Origin of the sequence: Cryobacterium arcticum, assembly GCF_003185895.1 — a bacterium.
In the GTDB taxonomy this organism is placed as follows: Bacteria; Actinomycetota; Actinomycetes; order Actinomycetales; family Microbacteriaceae; genus Cryobacterium; species Cryobacterium arcticum.
The window spans coordinates 1,542,191-1,564,340 of sequence record NZ_QHLY01000012.1 but is presented as its reverse complement, the minus strand read 5'-3'; the positions used below and the strand labels follow the sequence as shown (position 1 = coordinate 1,564,340).

The 22,150-nt window shown below is 66.9% G+C and carries 23 protein-coding genes; 15 read left to right on the top strand and 8 right to left on the bottom strand.

Translation table 11 applies throughout. The annotated features are described in order from the left end of the window. Positions 1-188: 188 nt before the first annotated feature. Genes CTB96_RS17035 through CTB96_RS17025 form a run of 3 tightly spaced genes read right to left on the bottom strand, consistent with a single transcriptional unit; the run spans position 189 to position 2,367 of the window. Positions 189-1,118 (bottom strand): alpha/beta hydrolase, encoded by a 930-nt coding sequence (locus CTB96_RS17035; RefSeq protein WP_110127986.1) that lies wholly within the window; start codon positions 1,116-1,118, stop codon positions 189-191. A gap of 3 nt (positions 1,119-1,121) precedes the next feature. After that, the gene (locus tag CTB96_RS17030; protein WP_110127985.1) at positions 1,122-2,021 is read right to left on the bottom strand and encodes an alpha/beta hydrolase fold domain-containing protein; all 900 of its coding nucleotides are present in this window, start codon (positions 2,019-2,021) and stop codon (positions 1,122-1,124) included. A gap of 34 nt (positions 2,022-2,055) precedes the next feature. Then, positions 2,056-2,367, bottom strand: a complete 312-nt coding sequence (locus CTB96_RS17025; RefSeq protein ID WP_110127984.1) for an ArsR/SmtB family transcription factor — start codon at positions 2,365-2,367, stop codon at positions 2,056-2,058. 77 nt (positions 2,368-2,444) lie between these two features. Here CTB96_RS17025 and CTB96_RS17020 point away from each other — a divergent pair, with 77 nt between their 5' ends. The 3 genes from CTB96_RS17020 (at position 2,445) to CTB96_RS17010 (ending at position 5,017) form a co-directional block, all read left to right on the top strand. Then, on the top strand, positions 2,445-3,497 hold the full coding sequence (locus CTB96_RS17020) for an SDR family oxidoreductase (protein WP_110127983.1): 1,053 nt from the start codon (positions 2,445-2,447) through the stop codon (positions 3,495-3,497). 69 nt (positions 3,498-3,566) lie between these two features. After that, the gene (locus CTB96_RS17015; protein WP_110127982.1) at positions 3,567-3,899 is read left to right on the top strand and encodes a PadR family transcriptional regulator; all 333 of its coding nucleotides are present in this window, start codon (positions 3,567-3,569) and stop codon (positions 3,897-3,899) included. Next, positions 3,896-5,017, top strand: a complete 1,122-nt coding sequence (locus CTB96_RS17010; RefSeq protein ID WP_110127981.1) for a hypothetical protein — start codon at positions 3,896-3,898, stop codon at positions 5,015-5,017. Before CTB96_RS17015 ends, CTB96_RS17010 begins: the two co-directional genes overlap by 4 nt. 19 nt (positions 5,018-5,036) lie before the next feature. Here the strand turns inward: CTB96_RS17010 and CTB96_RS17005 are convergent, their stop codons facing one another. Further along, on the bottom strand, positions 5,037-6,095 hold the full coding sequence (locus tag CTB96_RS17005; RefSeq protein WP_110127980.1) for a magnesium and cobalt transport protein CorA: 1,059 nt from the start codon (positions 6,093-6,095) through the stop codon (positions 5,037-5,039). 340 nt (positions 6,096-6,435) lie between these two features. Here CTB96_RS17005 and CTB96_RS17000 point away from each other — a divergent pair, with 340 nt between their 5' ends. Both CTB96_RS17000 and CTB96_RS16995 read left to right on the top strand, forming a co-directional pair. Beyond that, a complete protein-coding gene (locus CTB96_RS17000; protein WP_110128554.1) occupies positions 6,436-7,134 on the top strand; it encodes a helix-turn-helix transcriptional regulator in 699 nt (232 codons plus the stop codon). 110 nt (positions 7,135-7,244) lie between these two features. Continuing rightward, positions 7,245-7,652 carry a VOC family protein gene (locus CTB96_RS16995; RefSeq protein ID WP_110127979.1) on the top strand — a complete coding sequence of 136 codons (408 nt, stop codon included), beginning with the start codon at positions 7,245-7,247 and terminating at the stop codon, positions 7,650-7,652. Between the two features lie 12 nt (positions 7,653-7,664). Here CTB96_RS16995 and CTB96_RS16990 read toward each other — a convergent pair whose 3' ends face one another. Beyond that, complete coding sequence (locus tag CTB96_RS16990; RefSeq protein WP_110127978.1) at positions 7,665-8,405, bottom strand: alpha/beta fold hydrolase; 741 nt, start codon at positions 8,403-8,405, stop codon at positions 7,665-7,667. 73 nt (positions 8,406-8,478) lie between these two features. On the opposite strand from CTB96_RS16990, the gene CTB96_RS16985 reads away from it, so the two are divergent. Continuing rightward, the gene (locus tag CTB96_RS16985; protein ID WP_110127977.1) at positions 8,479-9,177 is read left to right on the top strand and encodes a helix-turn-helix transcriptional regulator; all 699 of its coding nucleotides are present in this window, start codon (positions 8,479-8,481) and stop codon (positions 9,175-9,177) included. A gap of 124 nt (positions 9,178-9,301) precedes the next feature. Here the strand turns inward: CTB96_RS16985 and CTB96_RS16980 are convergent, their stop codons facing one another. Together CTB96_RS16980 and CTB96_RS16975 are read right to left on the bottom strand one after the other, a co-directional pair. Then, complete coding sequence (locus CTB96_RS16980) at positions 9,302-9,679, bottom strand: HNH endonuclease (RefSeq protein WP_248283424.1); 378 nt, start codon at positions 9,677-9,679, stop codon at positions 9,302-9,304. Between the two features lie 52 nt (positions 9,680-9,731). Continuing rightward, on the bottom strand, positions 9,732-10,439 hold the full coding sequence (locus CTB96_RS16975) for a GntR family transcriptional regulator (RefSeq protein WP_181397319.1): 708 nt from the start codon (positions 10,437-10,439) through the stop codon (positions 9,732-9,734). Positions 10,440-10,616: 177 nt separating this feature from the next. On the opposite strand from CTB96_RS16975, the gene CTB96_RS16970 reads away from it, so the two are divergent. From CTB96_RS16970 to CTB96_RS16940, 7 genes are all read left to right on the top strand, one after another. Then, positions 10,617-11,534 carry an ABC transporter permease gene (locus CTB96_RS16970; RefSeq protein WP_181397318.1) on the top strand — a complete coding sequence of 306 codons (918 nt, stop codon included), beginning with the start codon at positions 10,617-10,619 and terminating at the stop codon, positions 11,532-11,534. After that, positions 11,531-12,406, top strand: coding sequence for an ABC transporter permease (locus CTB96_RS16965; protein WP_110127974.1), 876 nt, complete (start codon positions 11,531-11,533; stop codon positions 12,404-12,406). The genes CTB96_RS16970 and CTB96_RS16965 overlap by 4 nt, the downstream gene beginning before the upstream one ends. Next, positions 12,403-14,031 carry a dipeptide ABC transporter ATP-binding protein gene (locus CTB96_RS16960; protein ID WP_110127973.1) on the top strand — a complete coding sequence of 543 codons (1,629 nt, stop codon included), beginning with the start codon at positions 12,403-12,405 and terminating at the stop codon, positions 14,029-14,031. Before CTB96_RS16965 ends, CTB96_RS16960 begins: the two co-directional genes overlap by 4 nt. 54 nt (positions 14,032-14,085) lie before the next feature. Continuing rightward, on the top strand, positions 14,086-15,630 hold the full coding sequence (locus CTB96_RS16955) for an ABC transporter substrate-binding protein (protein ID WP_181397317.1): 1,545 nt from the start codon (positions 14,086-14,088) through the stop codon (positions 15,628-15,630). Further along, positions 15,627-16,841 carry an amidohydrolase family protein gene (locus CTB96_RS16950; RefSeq protein ID WP_248283423.1) on the top strand — a complete coding sequence of 405 codons (1,215 nt, stop codon included), beginning with the start codon at positions 15,627-15,629 and terminating at the stop codon, positions 16,839-16,841. Before CTB96_RS16955 ends, CTB96_RS16950 begins: the two co-directional genes overlap by 4 nt. Next, positions 16,838-17,818 (top strand): ornithine cyclodeaminase family protein, encoded by a 981-nt coding sequence (locus CTB96_RS16945; protein ID WP_110127971.1) that lies wholly within the window; start codon positions 16,838-16,840, stop codon positions 17,816-17,818. The genes CTB96_RS16950 and CTB96_RS16945 overlap by 4 nt, the downstream gene beginning before the upstream one ends. A gap of 364 nt (positions 17,819-18,182) precedes the next feature. Further along, a complete protein-coding gene (locus tag CTB96_RS16940; RefSeq protein WP_146215846.1) occupies positions 18,183-19,004 on the top strand; it encodes an HNH endonuclease in 822 nt (273 codons plus the stop codon). A 53-nt stretch (positions 19,005-19,057) separates the two neighbouring features. On the opposite strand, the gene CTB96_RS16935 is transcribed toward CTB96_RS16940, so the two are convergent. Further along, the gene (locus CTB96_RS16935; protein ID WP_110127969.1) at positions 19,058-19,702 is read right to left on the bottom strand and encodes a hypothetical protein; all 645 of its coding nucleotides are present in this window, start codon (positions 19,700-19,702) and stop codon (positions 19,058-19,060) included. Positions 19,703-19,805: 103 nt separating this feature from the next. Between CTB96_RS16935 and CTB96_RS16930 the strand changes: the two genes are divergently transcribed. After that, a complete protein-coding gene (locus CTB96_RS16930) occupies positions 19,806-20,126 on the top strand; it encodes a nucleotide pyrophosphohydrolase (RefSeq protein ID WP_110127968.1) in 321 nt (106 codons plus the stop codon). Next, positions 20,113-21,888, top strand: a complete 1,776-nt coding sequence (locus CTB96_RS16925) for a DUF2075 domain-containing protein (protein ID WP_110127967.1) — start codon at positions 20,113-20,115, stop codon at positions 21,886-21,888. The genes CTB96_RS16930 and CTB96_RS16925 overlap by 14 nt, the downstream gene beginning before the upstream one ends. The last annotated feature ends 262 nt before the right edge of the window (positions 21,889-22,150 follow it).

The following is a 22,150-nucleotide window of genomic DNA, read 5'->3' as shown; positions in this document are numbered from 1 at the left end:
TCAACCTTTTGCTCCAAATGGATGCCTGGCGACGCACGCTAAAAAGGAGATAGTCGGCTAAAAAGGATCAGATCTCGAATTCCGTCCTTTTTAGCTCACTATTTCCTTTCGAGCTCACCACCTGCTTATGCCAAAGGTGGCCCATCTCTGCCGCCGATGAGGATGCCGACGGGCCACAGCTGCCGCGCCTACACGGGGACGTTCGCCAACGCTGCCCGCAGCCAGGCGTGCGCCCGGCGCATGAGCGCCTGCGCGGGTTCGGTGTCGCGTGCCCAATTCTCGAAACCGTGCGGTGCACCCGGAACGATGTCGAGTTCCACCGGAACCCCGGCCTGCTCAAGCCGGTCGGCGTAGTCCCGATCCTCGGCGTAGAACAACTCGATGTCACCGACCGCGATGAAGGCCGGTGGCAGACCGCGCAGATCGGTGCGACGCGCGGCCGCGGCGTACGGCGGGAGATCGTGCCGCGCGAAGTCGTCGCCCAGGTAGCCGCTCCACCCCACCCGGTTGGCGCGGTTGTTCCACACCCAGTGGTCGACGCTGTCGAGACTCTCGTCGGCGGCGGTGCGGTCGTCGATCATGGGGGCGAACAGCCACTGGGCAACCGGCTGAACCGCGTCGTCGTCGTGCAGCCTTTGCACGAGGGCCGCGGCGAGCCCGGCGCCGGCGCTTTCCCCGCCCACGACGAGTCGAGCCGGGTCGAGGCCGAGCTCCGCTGCGTGCGCGAGCATCCACTGCCACGCGGCGTAGACGTCATTGTGCGCGGCAGGAAACGGGTGCTCGGGAGCGAACCGGTAATTGGCCGAGACGACGACGATGCCCAGATCGCGGGCGGTCTGCGCGCAGAGCGCTTCGTCCTGGCGGGCATCGCCGAAAAGAAGTCCACCGCCGTGGATCCAGAGCAGCCCGCCCTCGTCGAGGCGCGTGTCAGGGACGTAGATCCGCAGCCGCACGCCGCCGGATGTCACGGTCGTGACGGTAACGGATTCCGTGCGGGGCACGGGCATGAGCCGGGTCGCCAGCCGGATGGCGATGCGCACCAGCTTCTTGGAGGCATCGGGTACCGGGAGTTTCTGTGTCGCTGTGCGCAGGTCCGGGTGCACGCGCTCGATGTCCACGGTCTAGCCCTTTCCGAAGGCGTTCGTGATCGCCTGCGCGATGGCTTGGTAGACGGGAAGCACGACCTCGCGGGGCGCGCCGAGGATGTTGAACCCGTGCCCGACTTCGGGCAGGTCGATGTGCGCGATGAGGGCACCCGCATCCTGCAGACGGGCGGAGTAGCGGGCGGCCTCGTCGCGAAGGATGTCCTTCTGACCGGTGATGACCAGGGCGGGCGCGATGCCGGCCAGCGACGTGGTGTCGCTCGGTCCGGCGGGGGAGATGAGCCGGTCGCCGCGTCGGGCCCGGTCGGGACAGTAGGCGGTGTCGAAGATCGGTCCCATCCGCACCAGGAACGTTTCCTTGCCCGCCGCCTTCTTGCTGGCGGCGGAGACCGTCAGATCCAACGGCGGGTACATCAGCACCTGCGCCGCGATTCGAGGGCTGCCGGTTTCGAGCGCGAGGCGTGCCGCGCCGGCGGCGAGGGCACCGCCGGCGGATTGCCCGCCAATGGCCAGCTTGTTGCCATCCCAGGGCCGGTCGGATGCGGCCGCCCAGGCGGCGACGTCGTAGGCCTGCTCCACAGGACCGGGAAAACGCGACTGCGGGGCCGGGGTGTAGTCCACATTCAGCACGGTCACACCAGCGGTGGCCGCGATGAAGCGGCAGAGCGCGTCGTCTTGTTCGGGGTGACGGATGACGAATCCGCCGCCGTGCAGGTTGACGTACACGCCGCGGCCGGCCGCGCCGCCGGGCGGGGAGTACTGCACGGCGGGAATGTCGCCGTGCCGGGTGGGAATCGTGATGTGTTCGGTGAGCGCCGGGATTTCCGCGAAGGCGACCTCCGGTGCCAGTCGGGGAGACCCCGGTGCCTTCTGCACGAGTGTGGCGATCGTATCGGCGAGCCAGAGCGGTAGTGTCACCGGCTCAACCTAACAGTGGACGGACGGACTGACCTCAGGCGGCGGAGACGGATGCAGCGAGCGCCGCTATGGCCTCCTCGTTCCTTCGGTAGTGGGAGAACTGTCCCACCCGCGTGCATGTCACCAGGCCGGCACGTTGCAGGGTCGCCATGAACTGTGACGCCGTGGACTGGGAGACCTCGGCTCGAGCCTGGATGTGCTTCAAGCACACGCCAACCTCGGCGGCCGGGCGATCCTGCGGCGGAAACGACTCCGGCTCCTTGAGCCAACCCAGGATCGCCAGGCGGGTGGGGTGGCCGATCGCCTTGAGCGCGGTCACCACGTCGATCGTGCTCGCATCCGTCATGGTACAAGCGTATCGCCAAATCGCGATTTAACGATATGGTGACGCATCGGCAAATCGCGATCTAACGATGGAGAGTCATGACGGAACGAACTGCACTGGTTGTCGGAGCCCGAGGAGTGATCGGAGGCAACCTGATCAGACACCTCGAGAGCGAGGGGGGATGGACGATCATCGGGCTGTCCCGCCGCGGGGGAGTGGACAGCGCAGCGGTCACGCACCTCTCGGTCGACCTGCTCGACCCGGCGGCGACGAAGGCGGCCCTGGCCGGCCTGACCGGGGTGACCCACATTTTCTACGCCGCATACCAGGACCGCGGGAGCTGGGCAGCGCTGGTCCCGCCGAATCTGGCGATGCTCACCAACGTCGTCGATGCCGTCGAACCGGTGGCGGCGAACCTCGCGCACGTGAGCCTCATGCAGGGGTACAAGGTCTACGGCGCGCATCTGGGTCCGTTCGCGACCCCGGCGCGCGAGGATGACCCGCCGCACATGCCGCCGGAGTTCAATGTGGATCAGCAGCAGTTCCTCGAGCGTCGCCAGGTCGGGGCGCCGTGGACGTGGTCGGCGCTGCGCCCCTCCGTTGTGGCCGGCATCGGCCTCGGCAACCCGATGAATCTCGCGATGGTCATCGCCGTCTACGCCTCCATCTGCCGCGAACTCGGCGTTCCCTTCCGGTTTCCCGGCAAGCCCGGCGCCTACACGAGCCTCATCGAGATGACGGATGCCGACCTCCTCGCCAAGGCCACCGTCTGGGCGGCCACGAACCCGTCGAGTGCGAACGAGGCGTACAACATCACGAACGGCGACCTGTTCCGGTGGCAGGCAATGTGGCCCAAGATCGCCGAGTTCTTCGGCCTCGAGCTGGCCCCGCCGTTACCGATGAGCCTGACGGACGTCATGGCCGACAAGGGCGCCCTCTGGGATTCGATGGTCGAGAAGTATGCGCTGGTGCCCACGCCATATTCCGACGTCTCGTCCTGGGGCTTCGGCGATTTCGTCTTCGGCTGGGACTATGACGTGATCGCCGACACGTCCAAGGCCCGCCGGGCGGGATTCCACGAGTATGTGCAGACCGAGAGCATGTTCATGGGCATCTTCCAAGGCCTTCGGGATGCACGAATCATTCCGTAGAGACCTCGCGAGACACTGCAACCGAGCGCTTTGTTGACGCGCTATCTCTATATAGCTAGATTTAGCCGCATGACTCCGCTTGCGCGCATCACCCCGGCTACCGTCGACGTTTTGCGAGTGCTGCTCGAGGATGGAGCATCCGTGTGGGGGATGCTGGTGATCAAGCGCACGGGGAGGCCGGCCGGTAGCGTGTACCCGATCTTGGAGCGGCTCGAGGGCGCGGGGTGGGTGTCGTCGTCGTGGGAGCCCGAGACTGAACGTTCCGGACCGAGGCGTCGGCTCTACGAACTCACGCACGACGGCGCCGAGGCGGCACGTTCGGCGGTGGCACGGTTCGAGGCCGCGCATCAGGCGCCGGTGCGGGCTGTTCGAGTGGCTCGGATCGCCGGGTCCGTCGCATGAGCGTCGACCCGATGTTGCGGTTGTTGGCGCTGTTTTTGCCGCCCCTGGCGCGGATGCGTTATCTCGAAGAGTGGCGAGCGGATGCGGCCGGTGCCGCCGACGCGGGACTTAGCCGCCGCAGCGTCGTGCTCGGTGCGGCCGTGCTCAGTTTCACGCTCGACCGAGACCTGCCTGCCCATACCGGCGAACCGCGCGGCATGCTGCCGCGGCGGCGTGCCCGGCGCGGACTGGCGTTGCTGTGTGCGGCCGGTGTCATTCTGAGCGGCGCCATCCTCACCGGGGGCGGGATCGTGCCGGAGGGGGTGGCGGCGACGGCGGGGGTGGTCGCGCTTTTCAAGGGCGCAGCCTGGGTCGTAGTGCGGGTGGCGGTTCTGATTGCGGTGCTGGGCGCCGTGTACCTGATCGGAGCCGTGCGCACGGCTGCGACCCGCACCGCCCGGGCCACTCTGGTGGCCGCCGCCGTGGGACCGGCGGCCGTGGTCGCGGGTGTGCTGGTGCCGGGAGCGCCGTGGTGGTTGGCGCCGGTCGGATTCCTCGTGGTGCTGCTGGGGCTTGTCGGCGGGGTTGCCGTACTGGGCGGAACTCGCCCGATCGGCTTGGCGCACCGCAGGGCCCCGCGCAGGACGCGCATCACGGCGGCCGCCCTCGGGGCGCTGGGTGTCATCGCGGTTGTTGTGGTCGGGGGGATCGACATGCTGATCTGGAACCCGCTCGCGAAGGTGCCCGGGATGGAGCTTCAGACCATTTACGCCACGATGGTGTCCCGAGACGGGTTCAACATCGGGGCGAACGTCGGAGCGGTGATGGTCTGGGCGGGCATCTGGATAGCGTTGGCGGTGCTCGTGGTCGGTTTCGCCGCGCTGCGTGACGGCAGGGCGCTGACTCCGCGGCGGCTGGCGATCCTGATGCTCGGTTTCGTCGGCGGAGCCGTGTTCTTCAGGTTCTTCGCCGGGTTCGGCTACGGCATGTCGATCGCCGACACCTTCGGTACGAACGGTGGTGACGCCTCCATAGTGTCGGCCACACTTCCCTACCTCGGCCAGTTCGCCCTTGCTGCCGCCGCCGTGGCGTTCGGTTGGGCGCCCCGCGCCGAACCGCGCCCGGCAGCGGCAGTCTGAGCGGGTTTCCGTCGGTGCTCTACAGCCACTTCCGCCGCTTGAAGATGCCCCATAGGCCGAACCCCATCAGTGCCATCGCCGCCACGGCCACCGGGTAGCCGAACTCCCAGTGCAGCTCCGGCATGTAGTCGAAGTTCATCCCGTAAATGGTGCCCACCAGCGTCGGCGCGAACAGGATCGCCGCCCAGGAGGAGATCTTCTTCACCTCTTCGTTCTGCGCCAGGCTCACTTCCGAGAGCCGCCGGGTCTCCTCGTTCTGCGCCAGGCCGGCCTCCGAGATGCGGCGCATCTCGTCGTTCTGCTGCTGCGTCACCAGGGTGGCGTGCACGGTGAGCGCATTCTCCAGTAGCGCCCTGAACGAGTCGGCCTGCTCGGTGACCCTCAGCACGTGGTCGAGTACGTCCCGGAACGAGCGCTGCAGCTCCACATCCACTTGGTACTTCTCCGAGCCGCGCAGCAGTCCCTCGAGCATGCCCCGCAGCGGGCGGGTGGCGCGCTGAAAGTCGATCACCTCGCTGAGTAGCTGGTAAATGCGCCGGGACACCGACGGGTCGCCGCCGAAGAGCTGGTTCTCGATCTCGTCGATGTCGTTCTCCAGCCCGGCGACCACCGGCGCGTAGGCATCCACGACCTCGTCGAGCACGGCGTGCAGCACGGCTTCGGGCCCGAGCGCGAGCAACGCCGGGTTCTCCTCCATCCGCCGGCGCACGTTGGCCAGGTCGGGCTTCTCGGCGTGCCGCACCGTCACTACGAAGCCGGGACCGATGAACACGTTCACCTCACCGAACTCCACCCGCTCCTCGGCGTCGAGATACCAGGCCGGCCGCAGCACCACGAACAGGGTGTCGCCGAACCGCTCCAGCTTGGCCCGCTGGTGCCCCTTCAGGGCGTCTTCCACGGCCAGCGGATGCAGCGAGAACTCGTCGGCAACGCTGCGGATCTCGCCCGCATCGGGCCGGTACAGCCCGATCCAGGCCATCCCCGCGCACTCGCGTAACTGCTGGTACGTCTCGTCGAGGCTCTGCGGGCTGGAGGTGCGCTGCCCGGTCACGTAGATGCCGTTGTCGATGAGTGCCATGGTCCTACTCCGTCGTTCGGTCGACGAGAGCGCATGAGCAAGCCCAAGGCGGCCACGGGCGCGTCAGGAATCGACGGCACACCAAAGGCCACCTCGCAAAGGAGGTTCAGTAGCGCGCCACTCCCGGCGCGACGCCCGGCCTAGAAGGTCAGGGCGAAAACGACAACCGCGGAGGGAGTGGAGCGCGGACTATCACCAGCCATGGCCGCTCACCCGCCTTCGATCGAAGATTGTCGTGGCCCCGTATGGGCCTCGGATACCGTACCACTCCGCAGAGAACGACGATGTCCCAACTAGGACGCGTTCTGCGCTCTCAGCAATGCCCGTAGTGTCAGAGCACATGAATCGCACCGACCGTTTGTACGCGATCGTGGAAGAGTTGCGAGCGATCGCCCCGCGACCTCGCAGTGCCGCCTGGCTGGCCGGCCGGTTCGAGGTGAGCACCCGCACCGTCGAACGCGACATCAGCGCGCTCCAGCAGACCGGTGTGCCGGTGTGGGCGGAGCCGGGTCGAACCGGAGGGTACTGCCTCGATGCGACGATGACCTTGCCGCCGGTGAACTTCAGCCCGGACGAAGCCGTCGCCCTCGCGGTTGCTTTGCACGGCATCGCGGGCACGCCGTTCCACGAGGCCGGCACTACCGCCCTGCGCAAACTGATGGTGGCCATGCGGGAGTCCGACGCGCACGGCGCGAGCGAGCTGGCGGGCCGCGTTCACTTTGTCGGCGCCGCACCGGAGGCCCCGCCGATCCCGGCGCTGCTCACCCGAGCGGTGACGGCTCGCCGGGTGCTGCGGTTGCGCTACACCGACGCGGCGGGCAATAAAACCGTGCGGGATGTCGAGCCCGTCGGCTACGTCGGCTCCACGGCCGGGTGGTACCTGCTGGGGTGGTGCCGGTTGCGGGCGGGCATCCGCGTCTTCAAGCTCGACCGAATCGACAGTGTCACCGCCACCGCCGAGGCAACAGCCGGGCGTAGCGTGCGGCTCGAGGAGATTCAGGTGCCGGAGGGCGACCTGCTGACCCTCACGCTGCTCTGAGCGCTCCGAGAAAAGAGCGCCGAAACGCCGACATAGGGCTGTCGCGCGCACCAGGCAGCCTGGAGAGTAACGCGGATGCACCGCGCCGACTCCCACCAGAAAGCACCCTCATGAACCTCGTCTCCCTCCGATTGATCACCGATGACGTGGATCGGCTCGTCGCGTTCTACGAAACGATCACCGGACTCACCGCCGACCGACCGAACGCGGAGTTCGCGGAGCTGCGCACTGCCAATGGCACCCTGGCCATCGGCAGCACTCGCACCGTCGCCGTCTTTGGGCCCGGTTCTGCCCGCCCGGCCGACAACCACTCCGCTATCGTCGAGTTCTTGGTGGCCGATGTGGATGCGCTCAGCGCTGCGCTCGCCGGTGCCGGCATCGAGCTACTCGGCGAACCACGCGACCTGCCCTGGGGCAACAGGTCCCAGCTGGTGCGGGACCCCGACGGCACCCTGGTGAATCTCTTCACGCCGGTGACGGCCGCCGCGATCGCCAAATTCGCGGCGGCAGACATCTGACGGACCAGTTGGTCAGTCGGTTCGAGACGCCGCCGACACTATGGCCTTCGCGAGGTCGCCGGGACGGCTCCACATCGGCCAGTGGCCGGTCGGGAGGTCGACGACGTCGAGGTGCTCGAGGTTCGCGACCTCGGCGAACATGGGATGGCCCGCCCGGGCCAGCTCCAGCATCTGCGCGCTCGGGATGGAGCAGCACACCAGGGTGGTCGGAACCGCGCGCCGGGCATCGTCCGTGAGCTCGAGAGGCTGACGAAGAACGGGGCCCGGCTCCGGGACAGCCCGGGCCCGAAACCGCTCGAGGGCCTCGGCGCTCAGCCCTTCGAGGCTCGCCTGCGGGGCCAGAACGTCGAAGGGCGGCAGCGGAAGCTCCTCCACTCCCTCCGGGAGATCGGGAGCGAAGATGCTTCCCGGAGCTACCGGCCCGGAGTCGACCCACACCACTCGCTGCACCAACTCCGGGTGCCGGTCGAGCACGAGGCTGACGGGAAAGTTCGACCCGCTGTGAGCGACGATGATCGCGGGCTGATCCGCGGAGACCCCGAGTCGATCGAACAGGTCCAGGATCGCTGCGGCTTGATCGTCGAGGGTCTTCGTCGTGCGCCCGGGATCGTCGCCGTCGAGACCGGGCAGCGTCATCGCGACGGCCCGAGAGCGGTCGGTGTTCAGGTGGTCAAGGACGTCATCCCACGCCCACGCGCCAAGCCAGTGGCCGGCGATGAGAACGATGGTGGGACTGCTCGTTGTAGGTGTCATGTCACTACTCTCGTAGGCGCTACCGGCAGGTGTGTGTCACTATTTATGTCATGAATTTGCTGCGGGCCGAACGGTGAAACGAACAGAACGACTCCACGCGTTGTCCGAGATGCTACGCCGCAGCGGCTCAAGGGGGTGCTCCGCCGACAGGCTGGCGAGAGAGTTCGACGTCTCCGTGCGCACGGTCAAGCGAGACCTCGCCGCGCTGGAGAGCAGCGGTGCGCCGCTCTGGTCGCGCCCTGGCCCGGGCGGTGGCTACGGGATGGCCGTGGGCGCGTCCCTGCCGCCGGTCAGTCTGTCCCCGGCCCAGGCCGTGGCGCTCCTGGCCGCCGTGTCTGCGGCGCCCGATGCCCCCTACGCCGATCTCGCCGCGGCCGGCATCCAGAAGATCCTGGACGTCCTCGACCCCCGAACCCGAGCACGAGCCGACGAGCTGGCCAGTCGAGTCTGGGTCAACGCGCCGCCCTCCTCGTCACGAGCCATCAGGTCGGCACTGGAGGAGGCGATGGCCGAGCAGCGAGTGCTGCGTCTTCGCTACACGGCGGGGGACGGGACCACCACCACACGCGACGTCGAGCCCGTGCTCTTCGCGTCCAGGAACGGCCAGTGGTACCTGGTCGGCTGGTGCCGACTGCGCGATGCCATGCGATGGTTCACCGTGTCACGCATCGAGCGGGCCAGCGTCACCAAGGCGGTCTGCAGCGGCCATACCCTCCAGGAGGTCGGCGAGCCCCCGGCGAACGCCAGACCGGTGCACGCGCGAGGGCAGTGAAGAGGGAGCCCCTCGGATGCCTGAACCAGTCGGGGCGCCCCCTCTGGCTGGATGCGCCCGCTATAGCGGGATCATCCAGCCACACGAGGTGCAGCGAAGCTCTAATTTGAGCCATGCGTCCAGGTCAGCCCTGATCGGCAGGGCGCAGAGTCGGCAGGATCGTCGCGTATCGGAGCAGGAACGCGCGCTCGTCGAGGTGCTTGCGGCGCAGCCACCCCGTGACCTCGTTGTTAGATTTGCTCGCATTGCAGCTCGGGCAGGCGGGAACCACGTTCTCCAGGGTGTACCGGCCGCCGCGAGAGATCGGCATGATGCAGTCCCGCTGGAGCGCCGGACTCGGCGCTTGGCAGTAGGCGCACCCTCCCCACGCCGTGAGGAGATCGGCCCACTCTGAGGCGGTGAGGTCGTTGTCGACGCGGGAGAGGCGTCCCCGCCGGCGCTTCGCGTATCGAGCGCTCGCAGCCGCCGACACCTTGGCGGGGAACTTACGGGGTGTAGGCACGGCTTTACGTTACGCCGGTATGGGCTGGAAGGCCGGGTGGCCGGCGGCCGGCTTAGCTCGCCTTCCGCCGTCTCCGCGCCACGGGGGCCGCGGAGGGCAGCAGCTCGGCCAGCAGCGGCATCGACTCGAAGCGTCCCCGCTCCACATGGGCCGCGGTGAGAAGTTCGGCGACATCCGCTTGCCCGGCGACGATGGCGTCGACGATCTCGCGGTGTTCGACCCACATCGCCGTGGTGTCGCGCTGCGGAGTGAGCCGGAAGAGCCAGCGCACCCGCCCGCTCATGAGTTTCGTCACGCGCTGCAGCAGGGCGTGATCGGCGAGGGCGATGATCTCCTCGTGCAGATCAGAATTGCGAGTCGACGGTGGGGCACCCTCGCCCGGGAGGTCCAGCGCCGTGACCGGAGCGATCGCACCCCGGGCGGTGCGGAGCGCGGCCAGCATCGGCTCGACATCAGCGCCCGCGGCGGCCCGTCGCGCGGCGAACGCCGACGCCATCGGTTCGAGTTGGCGACGAAGGTCGAAGAGCTCGACGGCATCAGTGAGAGTGAGCGCGTGCACGACCGCTCCGCGCCGCGGTTGTGAACTGATGAACCCCTCCGACTCAAGGATCGGCAGCGCTTCGCGTACGGGAATGCGCGACACCTGCAGGCGCTCGGCGATCTCACGCTCATTGAGCTTCGACCCCATCGTCAGCTCACCCGTGATGATCTGCTCGCGCAAGATGTTGGCGATGCGCGCTGGGGTTTGTTCGAGGCTCATGGTCACCATTCTGGCACGTCCGCTACGTCGCGTTTGGAATACCAAAACAACCTAAGCGAGTGAGAACTGCCGAAATAGGCGTCATTTGGTATGCGAAAGTGACGCTGACGTAAGAAGTATGTGACGAGCGTGTTACACCAGCCCCTGCCGGGCAGAGCGTCACCTAGCGTCGGTGACGTGCTCCTATTCATCGCCCGCCGATTGGCCCTCGCCGTCACCACAGTGCTCGCCGTGGTGACCATCGCCTTCGTGCTCGGCCGTGCCACCGGCGAACCCGGTGCGCTGCTCCTGCCCGATAACGCGACCCAGGCCGACATCCAAGCGCTCAACTCCTCGCTCGGCTTCGACCGCCCCCTCCTCGTGCAGTACCTCGACACCCTCGTCGGTCTCGTCACCGGCGACTTCGGTGATTCCTACCGTCTGCGCGAATCCGCCCTCGGTCTCGTTCTCGAGCGCGTGCCCGCCACCATCGAACTCGCGTTCTGGGCGTTCGTGATCGGCCTCGCCCTCGCGGTCGTCGCGGCCCTCACCATCCAGCTCACCGGCAGCCGGGTGTTGCGGGCCATCGTGGGCTGGGCCGGTGCCCTGCGCCAGTCGGTGCCCGACTTCTTCTTCGCCCTTCTCCTGGTACTGGTGTTCTCGGTTCTGCTCGGCGCCCTCCCGTCGCTGGGTCGCACGAGCTACGCCAGCCTGGTGCTTCCAGTCGCCACCCTGGCCACCGGCCAGTTCGTCATGTACCTGCGCCTGCTGGATGCCGCGCTCAGCGAGCAAGCCGGGCAAGACTACGTGCGCACCGCCATCGCCCAGGGCCAACGCCGCTCCACGGTGCTCTTCACCCGGATGCTGCCGAACGCCATCGTGCCGGTGCTTGGCATGGCCGGCCTCAACCTCGGCGGTCTGCTCGGCGGCACCGTAGTCGTCGAAGTGGTGTTCGCCTGGCCTGGCCTCGGCAAGCTGCTCACGGATGCGGTCAGCCAACGCGACTTCCCCATCGTGCAGGCGGGCCTGGTCTTCGTGGCCCTCGCCTTCGTGATCGTCAACACCGCGGTCGACGTACTCGTGCGCCGCATCGACACCCGGACGGCGGCCGCATGACCACCTCACTCACCCTGGCCACCGCCCCCGTCGTGCGACGCTGGCGGCCCCGCCCCGGCGCCATCGTCGGCGCGTTGATGCTCGGCGCGGTGCTGCTGCTCACCGCCATCGTGCCGCTGCTGCCCGGCTTCGACCCGATGGGCCAAGACCTGCGCGCGGCCTTGCTGCCGCCCTTCGCCGACCCGGCGCATCCGCTCGGCACCGATGCGCTCGGTCGAGACCTGCTCAGCCGCCTCGCGCTCGCCTCGGCCGTGACCTTGGGCATGACCGTGCTGATCGTGATCATGAACGCCGTGCTGGGCAGCCTGATCGGCATCCTCGCCGGGTACTACGGGGGCCGCCTCGAAGCGCTCATCACCCTGGTGAGCAACGTAACCCTGGCCATGCCCGTCGTGCTGCTGCTCATCGCCATCTGCGCGGTGCTGCGACCCAGCGCCGGCCTCACGATCCTGGTGCTCGGCTGCACCTGGTGGGTCGGCTACGCCCGGGTCACCCGCAACATCGCCGCGGCGCTTCGCCGACAGGATTTCGTGGTCTCCCCGCTCACCCAGGGAGCCGACTCCGTGTGGGTGCTCACCCGGCACATCGTGCCCAATGTGTGGCCGCACACCCTCATCATCGCGGCCACCGACGTGGCCACGATCGTGCTCATCACCTCCTCACTCGAGTACCTCGGCCTCGGCGTGCAACCGCCCGTACCCAGCTGGGGCTCGATGATCTTCGACGGCCAACGGCACCTTGCCGGTGACCCGTGGCTGGCCCTGCTGCCCGGCCTGATGATGCTGCTCGCCGTGGGCGGCGTGCAGTTTCTGAGCCAGCAATTCACGGCCGAGACCCGCGGCGGCCTGCTGCGAAAGGGAGGAATGCGATGAGCACCGTGCTGCGGATCGAGAACTTGCGCATCGAGACCGACGGGGACACCCCGCGCACCCTCGTCGACGGCGTCTCGCTGCGGGTCGACCGCGGGGAGTCCCTCGGCGTTGTGGGGGAGTCCGGTTCGGGCAAGAGCCTCACCGTGCTCGCCGCCCTCGGCCTGCTGCCCGTCGGCACCCGCGTCACCGGCGGCCGCATCGTTCTCGACGACCGCGTACTCGTCGACGTCGAAGCGGATGTCTGGGCCGGCGAGCGCGAGCTCCGCGCCCTTCGCGGACGCACCGCCGCCATGGTCTTCCAGGATCCGATGTCCTCCCTCGACCCGCTGCGCGCCGTCGGCGCCCAGGTAGCCTCGGCCGTGCGGGTGCACGCCCCCCGCCTCGGCAGGCGTGCCGCCCGCGAGCGCGCCATCGAGCTACTCACCTCGGTGGGCGTGCGCGACGCCGCCGACCGCGCCGCCACCCGCCCCCACCAGTGGTCCGGCGGCATGCGCCAACGCGCCATGATCGCCATGGCCATCGCGCACGACCCGCTGCTCCTGATCGCCGACGAACCCACCACCGCGCTCGACGTGACCGTGCAGGCCCAGGTCATGGACCTCCTCGCCGAGGTGCGCGAGCGCACCGGCTCGGCCCTCGTGCTGATCACCCACGACCTCGGCCTCGTCGCCGAGAACAGCGACCGCCTCACCGTCATGCACCACGGCCGGGTCGTCGAGACCGGCGCCACCCGGGCGGTGCTCGCGGCCCCGGCCGAGGATTACACCCGGCGCCTCATGGCCGCGATGCCCGCCGAGCAGGAACGCGCCACCCCGGCGGTGCGCACCGGTGAAGCGGATGCGCTGGTCGCCGACAACATCGTCGTCGATTACCGGGTGTCCGGCCGCAAGACCCCGGTGCGAGCCGTCGACGGCGTCTCGGTGCGCATCATGGCCGGGGAGACCGTGGCGGTGGTCGGGGAATCCGGTTGCGGCAAATCCTCGCTCGCCAAAGCCGTGCTCGGCATCCAACCCGCCTCGGCGGGCACGGTCGTGGTCGGCGGCGTCCCGGTGCGCGCCGAACTCACGGGCCGGTCGGCCGCCCAGCGCGAGCTTGCCCAGATCGTCTTCCAAGACCCGTACTCGGCGCTCGACCCACGCCTGACCGTGCACGAGCTCGTGGCGGAACCGTTGCGCATCCGCCGCGCCTACAACAGCGCAGCGGTCGCCACACTGCTCGCCGATGTGGGCCTCGACGAGTCCTACGCCAAGCGGCTGCCCGGTCAGCTCTCCGGTGGCCAACGGCAGCGGGTTGGCATCGCCCGAGCGCTCGCCCTGCGGCCCAAGCTGCTGGTGCTCGACGAACCCGTCTCGGCGCTCGACGTCTCCATACAGGCCCAGGTGCTCACTCTGCTCGACACCCTGCAGCGCGAGCACGGCCTCGGCTACCTCTTCATCTCGCACGACCTCGGCGTGGTGCGCAGCATCGCCGACCGGGTGATCGTCATGCAGCACGGCCGGGTCGTGGAGGAGGCGCCGACCGCGCAGATCTTCAGCGACCCGCAGCATCCGTTCACCCGCCAACTGCTCGCCGCGGTACCGCGCCTCGACGGCCCACGCCGCACCGCGCGCCCGGCCGCCGCCTAACCCCACAGCCCACCCTTCGACTCCCTTGTGTCACCCACCGAAATGAGGATCCCCATGCCCACTTCCACCTTCCGCCGCCGGATGCTCAGCATCGGCGCGCTCGCCGCCACCGGAACACTGATGCTCTCCGGGTGCGCCGGCGGCTTCGACGACAGCGGCGACGCCGGCTCGGGCGACACCCCGACGCGCATCGTCGCCGCGATCCCCACCGACCCCACCTCAATGGACCCGATCAAGTCGGGCGCCCTCGTGGTGCTGTCGGTGTTCTTTCACACCTTCGACCAGCTCGTGACCATCACCGCCGACGGTGAGCTCGCCCCCAAACTCGCCACCGAGTGGACCGCCAACGACGACCTCACCCAGTGGGACTTCACCCTGCAGGAGGGCGTCACGGCCAGCAACGGCGAGGCCATCACCGCCGAAGACGTGGCTTTCTCCTACCAAACCATCCTCGCCGACCCCACCGGCGAGAACTTCGCCTACCTCAGCTCGGTCGCCTCCGTCGAAGCCATCGACGACCTCACCGTGCGCTTCACCCTCAAGTCGCCGTTCTCCGCCTTCCCCCGCAACACCTCGCTGATCTCGATCGTGCCCGCCGACACCTACCAGGAGATGGGAGCCGACGCTTTCGCGCAGGCCCCGATCGGCTCGGGCCCGTACGTCTTCGACAAGATCCAGACCGGCGTCTCCTACGACCTCGTGCGCAACGACGACTACTGGGGTACCGCGCCGGCGATCGAGTCGATCTCGCTGCAGCCGGTTTCCTCCGATGAGTCCCGGGTCAACGGCGTGCTCTCCGGCAGCCTCGATGTGGCGCCCATCGGCCCGACCCAGGTGGAGTCGGTCGAGAGCCAGGACTCCGCCCAGGTGTTCTCGGCACTCTCCAACGGTGTCGTCTTCCTCGGCGTCAATTCCACCAGCGGCGTGCTGACGGATGCGCGCATCCGCGAAGCCATCGGCCTCGCCATCGACAAGGAGGCCATCACCGACGGCCTGCTCTCCGGGCTCGCCGAGCCCGCCAGCACGACCCTCGCCCCGGCCGTGGAGGGCTACAGCGACGACGTGAAGGACCCGGGCTACGACCCCGACCGGGCCCGCGAGCTGCTCGCCGAAGCCGGATACGCCGGTGAGCCGATTCCGTTCGACTACGCGACCGACGGTCGCATCCCGCTCTCGGCCGACGTGGCCCAGACCATCCAGGCCTCCCTCGAGGATGTCGGCTTCACGATCGACCTGCGCGGCGCCGACCAGCAGGCACACACCCTCAAGGTGCGCGGCCGGGAGATGCAGGGAATCTACCTGAACACCTGGGCGCCCTCCACCGTGGACGGCGACCTGCCCCTCACCGACCTCTACGAGCCGGCCGGAAACAACAACTACGCGCAGGACCCCCGCACCACCGAACTGGCCGCCGAACAGCGCGGTGTGGAGGGCGACAGCCGCCTCGACGTGTTCACGGATCTCCTCAGCTACAGCAACGAGCAGGGCTACTACGTGCCGCTCTACGTACCGATGAACAACTACGCCGCCGACCCCGACCTCGACTGGACGCCCCGAGCCGACGGCCTGTTCGACTTCACCCAGACGAGCTTCAAGTGAGTCGCGCGCTGATCACCGACGCCCGCCCCTGGGGCGGCGCCGCAGCCGACATCCGACTGATCGACGGCGTCATCGCCGAGGTCCTCCCACCCGGCACGGTGCCGCAGGCCGGAGAAACGCTGATCGAGGGCCGGGGTCGCATCCTGCTCCCGTCGTTCGCCGACGTGCACGTGCACCTCGACTCCACCCGACTCGGGTTGCCGTTCCGCGAACACACGGGTGTGCCGGGGGTGTGGGGCATGATGCTCAACGACCGGGCCAATTGGCGCAGCGCGGAGACCTCGATCGCCGAGCGCACCACCGAGACCCTGGGCCGCATGGTCGCGCACGGCACCACCAGCGTGCGCAGCTACGCCCAGGTCGACGTGGATGCGGGCCTCGAACGGTTGCACGGTGTGCTCGCGGCCAGGGAAGCGCACCGGGATCGTGCGACGGTCGAGGTGATCGCCTTCCCTCAAGCCGGTCTGCTGCGCGAGGAGGGCTCCTTCGAACTGCTCGAAGAGGCCATGCGCCAGGGCGCCGACGTGGTCGGGGGCATCGATCCCTGCCTGCTCGATCGCGACCCCGCGAAGCATCTCGACCTGGTCTTCGGGCTGGCCGAACGCTTCGACGCTCCCATCGACATCCACCTGCACGAGCCGGACCAACTGGCGAAGTTCTCGGCAGAACTGATCGTGGAGCGCACCCGCGCCCTCGGCATGACCGGCCGGGTCACCATCTCGCACGGCTACGGGCTCGGCCAACTGCCGCACGCCCAGCTGGTGCCCCTGCTCGAGCAGTTCGCCGAACTCGACATCGCGTGGGCGACCATCGCCCCAGCGACGCCGCTGCCGACGCTGCTGATCGCCGAACACGGCATCCGACTGGGACTCGGCGAAGACGGCCAGCGGGATTACTGGTCGCCGTACGGTAACGGCGACATGCTCGACCGCACGTGGCAGCTGGCGTTCACGAACAACTTTCGTCGGGACGAAGACATCGAGCACTGCGTGGCGGTGGCCACGATCGGCGGACGCTCGGTGCTCGGCACCGCCCCGGCGCTGCGGGGGCACCTCGACCGCCCCGGAGTCGCCGTCGGCGACCCCGCCGACCTGCAGCTCATCACCGGCGAAACCGTCACCAGCGCGGTGATGGACCGGCTGCCCGACCGCACCGTGGTGTTCCGCGGCGCGGTCGTGGCCGACGGCCTCGAACTCTCGGCTGCCGCATGATCGTGCTCACCGCGTCGCAACTCGAAGCCCTCGTTGACCGACCGGCCACCGAGCGGGCCGTGGCGCAGATCTTCACCGACATCGCCCGGGGCGCGGCCAACCAGCCGCCGCCCACCTCCATGGGCACCGCCGCGGGCACCGGTCGCTACGTGCTCATGGCGGCGCTGTCGGACACCACCGGCACCGCCGCGGTCAAGCTGCTCGCCGACGTGCCCGACAACTCCGCCCGGGGTCTGCCGACCCAGCGCTCGATGATCGTGGTGCTCGACCGCGAGAACGGCGCCCCGGTGGCCCTTCTGCACGGCGGCGTGCCCACCAGGGTGCGCACCGCGGCGGCCAGCGCGGTCGCCACCCGGGCCCTGGCCCGCGAAGACAGCCGCGTGCTGGGCCTGGTGGGGGCGGGCGGGCTCGCCCGCGAACACGTCGAAGCTCTGCGGGGAGTGCGGGACTGGAACCGGCTCGTCATCTGGTCGCGCACCCCGGTGCGCGCAGCGGCACTCGCCGACTCTCTCGAGTGGGACGGTGCCATCGAGGTGGTGCAGGACTGCGCGTCGGTCTTCGCCCAAGCGGATGCGATCTGCACGCTCACCCCCTCCGTCACCCCGATCATCCGCGGAGACTGGCTCCGACCCGGCCAGCACCTCAACGTCGTCGGCGCCCGCCCCAGGCCGGACGAGCGCGAGGTCGACTCCGCGACGATGGCTCGGTCCTCGGTCTGGGTCGACGACTTGGCCACGGCCGAGACGAAATCGGGTGACCTCATGCTGGCCGTGGCGGAGGGCGCACTCACCCTGCAGGACGTGGTCGGCACCGTCGGCCAGGTTCTCGCGGGCCTCCGCCCGGGCCGCACGAGCGCGGACCAGATCACCCTCTTCGACTCGGTGGGAGTCGGCGCGCAAGACCTGGCGATCGCGGATCTGCTGGTGCGCGAGGCGCGTGCACGTGGCGTGGGGGTGGAGCTCGATTTGAACGGATGAGGGCGCGGCGCGTGACGGCTGAGGCCTTGCGCGAGCAGTTAACGCTGTTCGGCAAGGCCTTGCCCAGTTCGCCTCCCACGAAGCGTCGCAATCATGCGAGACCGACTGCTCACTGAAAAGGCGGTGACGACCCCGAACTGGGGGCGATAAACGCCGTGGGAAGCACGTTCTCCGGGGGGCCTGCGCTGTTAGCTTGTGGTTGCTGCGCCCCTTCTCGCCCGTGAGAGACATATGATCTCGCGGCTCGTGCGCGTGCCTGCTCCATCCATCATCTCAACCGCGAAGGCATCGCTTGCGAACCCTAGGTCACCTGCCCTACTACGAAGTAGACCCTGCAATCCCAGCCGACAGCCTGACTACGGCGTTGACGCTTGTATTTGTTGCCGTCATCATCGTCCTCGCTGTAGCCCTGGCCTGGCTGTTGGTGGCACTCAAGCGACGGCAGCTCGTGCGCGGTTCAAGCGACGCCCTGAACCGGCTCGAAGAGCTCAACTCACGATCTCGATCCCTCGTGCCCAGCGCCAATCCGATTAGTCATGCGTACTCTGTGTCCGTCAATACCAAGGCCAAGTTCGATCGATTCGATCTGCCGTCACGAATGAGCGTGAACGTTCTCGAGAGCGAGCTGTGGTACCTGCAAGAGATCGAAATGCGGCTGGCTCCGACGAGGTTTTTCCGAACGTACAACCTTGATTTCGAGGCAATTGAATTCGGGTCGCTCGGCCGGAGCAGCCATCCGCGTCTGAGGGACGAGAAGTATGCCGCGATCGAAAAGAAGGATTTTCATCGCCGCAAGCTGGCGTACCCGACACCGACCGCCAGGATCATCACGACGGTGAGGTACACCAGCCCAAAGGGACAGAACTCCTACTCAAAGCACGTCGAGTGGAACTTCGAACAGCTTCAGCACGGCCTGCACGCCGCGCAGGCTTCGCGCGCGCGCCAGTCCACAACCGCCGCCCTGCGTCAGCGCGAGCGGAGCCTGATGACCTCAGGGCTCCGCGTGACGATCCTGAAGAGGGATGACTACCGCTGCCGGATGTGCGGCGCATCGGCAGCCGACGGCACCGTCCTGCACATCGATCACATCACCCCGGTGAGCCACGACGGCCTGACCGTGCCGGAGAACCTCCAGACACTCTGCCAGTCATGCAACCTCGGCAAGAGCAACAGGTTCGTCGGCTGAAAGGGCGCATGGCCCTCGGCTCCTGGACGGGCCTGGCCCCGTTGCAGCAACTCCTACAAAGAGCGTTTCCACCAATCGGGGTCGTCATCGTCTCTTGCCTCGCCGACGGCCGCCATAGTGACCTTGGCGGCCAGATCCGCCCAGACTGTCGTGCCCTCGGACAGCTTCCGTACCCTGCCGATGCCTAGGCTCTGAAGACCGGTCGCCGCGAGCGCGCGTCGCCTCACGACATGGAACTCCCATTGAGACACGTCCAGCGGGTTGTAGGCCTCGTGGGTGGTGGCTGTTTGTACGCAGAAGACATAGACCATTGCGTTATACCGCTTGCCCAATGGGTCCTCTCCGCCCAGGGGAGCGCGGGGATTGTAACGGGTCCCCTTCAAGCCGGAAAACGACAGAGTGCTAATTCTCCGTTGGTCCCACGCCTGGAGGTACGCAGATGACTTGACCTCGATTGTGATGTCGCCAAAGAGAAGATCGAATGAGTCCCACTCGATTCGGATCAGCGGTTCAATTCCGAGCGCCTTGCCGACCAAGAATTCAGCGAGATACCCACGAGCGTTATTCATTCGAAGGTCGCCCAAAGCGAACTGCCAGAAGTCTTGAACCCGGGCCTCGCCGGGCATCCCAACGAAGGAGTTATTGCCGATAAGCGGCACTGCCGCAGGTGGAACCAGCCATTCGATCTCGTCGGTCATGTCCGGAGCCTAGTGCCGGAGTGCGATCAGGGTTCTTGAGTTCCCCCGTCGAGTCATCGACGACTCGACGGACCGCCTATTCTCCAACTGCTAGGTTGGCGGCATGGTCGATCAGACACTCCGGCAAGAAATCGCAGCTTTCGTAGCGGAGCGCGATTGGGCGCAGTTTCACACTCCGGAGAACCTCGCAAAGAGCATCTCCATCGAGGCAAGCGAGCTTCTCGAGTGCTTTCAATGGAATGCCGACGGTGACATGGATCGGGTGCGCGAAGAACTCGCCGATGTCCTCACCTACTGCATCATGCTCGCCGACCGTATCGGCGCTGATCCTGATCAGATCGTTCGCGACAAGCTCGTAACAACGAGAGCGAAATACCCTGCCGACAAGGCCCGGGGGCGCAGCACCAAATATGACGCCCTTTAAGATCGAGCATCTGAAATTCACTAGCGAGTCAATCTCGACATGGGCTCCGGGCGACCACCGCAACACAAACTGGCCTGTGGTGTACGTCCTGGACGATGCCACTGCCAGTCGCCCGATCATGCGAGGCGGGCGATTGAACGATGTCTACGTAGGCGAGTCCAGAAATGCTGTCGCGCGTATGCGCCAGCATCTGGTCGCCCCAGACAAGAGACACCTCAGTACCGTCAGGGTCATCGTCGACGAGTCCTTCAACAAGTCTGTCTGCCTCGATCTCGAGTCGTACCTTATTAGGATGCTCGCCGGCGATGGTTCGTACCGGGTCCTGAATCGCAACGATGGAATCACCGAATCTGATTACTTCGATCGAGACCGCTATCAAGCCTCATTTCTGGAGGTGTTTGATCAGCTCAGGCGCGATGGGGTCTTCACTCGGAGTATCCCGGAAATTGAGAACAGCGATCTCTTCAAGCTGTCGCCCTTCAAGGCGCTGACCTTGGACCAGGCAGTCGCGGTTGAGGGCATCCTCGAGGGCCTATTCGAGGACCTGGGTTCTGGAGCCACGAGCACTACAGTCGTGCAAGGCGAACCTGGAACTGGCAAGACCGTTGTCGCCATTTACATGCTGAAGCTGCTCGTGGACATCGCGAATTCTGTTCCGACTGAAGACCTTGATAGCGATTCACTCTTCTCCGAGTTTTTTGGCGGTGAATACAAGCAACGCCTTTCCGGTATCCGAATCGGTCTTGTGGTTCCCCAACAGTCGTTGCGGAACTCGATCAAGAAGGTGTTCAAGAAGACGCCGGGATTGAAGCCCGACATGGTGATGACGGCGTTCGAGGTGGGGGAGTCAAACGAACACTTTGATCTGCTGATTGTCGACGAATCGCATCGTCTGAACCAGCGAGCCAATCAACCGTCAGGCGTGCAGAACAAGAAGTTCCAGATGATCACCGAGAAGCTGTTCGGCACCGATGACACAACGAAGACTCAGCTCGATTGGATCCGGGCCAAGAGCACACACCAGATTCTCCTGCTTGACGCCGCCCAGAGCGTTCGACCCGCGGATCTTCCTCCCGAAGTCCTCTCGCGGCTAGTAGAACGTGCGCGCGCGGCCAATCGCAACTACCCCCTCGCTACCCAAATGCGGGTCCGCGCCGGCGCAGACTATGTGGGCTACGTTCGACTGATACTGGGCCCGGCCGCCGGGGGAGTCTCGCTACCAGTGCGTCCTGAGACTTTTGAAGGGTATGACCTTCGCATGTTCGACAGCGTCGCTGACATGCACGCAGAAATACGCCGCCTGGATGCCGAGGTAGGGCTCTCGCGATTGGTCGCCGGATTCGCTTGGCCTTGGAAGACCAAGACCGATAAAGGCGCCTACGACATCGAATTCGATGACGCAAAGCTCCGTTGGAACAGCACGCAAACTGACTGGATAGCATCGCCGACATCACTTGATGAAGTCGGCTCAATTCACACCGTGCAGGGGTATGACCTCAACTACGCCGGGGTCATCATCGGGCCCGATCTCCGATACGCCGCCGCAGAGGGGCGGCTTACCGTCGACAGGGCACAGTATTTCGATCTAAAGGGCAAGGAGAACAACAAGGTCCTAGGCAAGGTTTACACCGACGAGGACCTCCTGCGTTTCATCACTAATATCTATGCGGTCCTGCTGACACGCGGCATCCGGGGCACCTTCATTTACGTGTGCGATCCGGCTCTTCGTGAGCATTTGCGGCAATTCATACCGCGGAACTAGAGACATCTGGTGCCAATACCGCCGGCCAAGTGGTGCGGCGTGGGATCGGATCGCAGAGAGCGTTGAACAAGGCGCTAATGTCTATGCTGCGGCGCTGCGCTAACTCGGTGCTTAGGTCGTCGCGGTGCCTGGTGGCAAGGACGCCCATCTCTGCTGTGCTCGGCGATAGCGGAATAGGTGTGCCGTCCTGATCGCGGTCGGCCTCGATGGAAATCAAGAACTTTGGCGCCGCGCCCGAGCTTTCGACGCGGGTGCGCTCTCG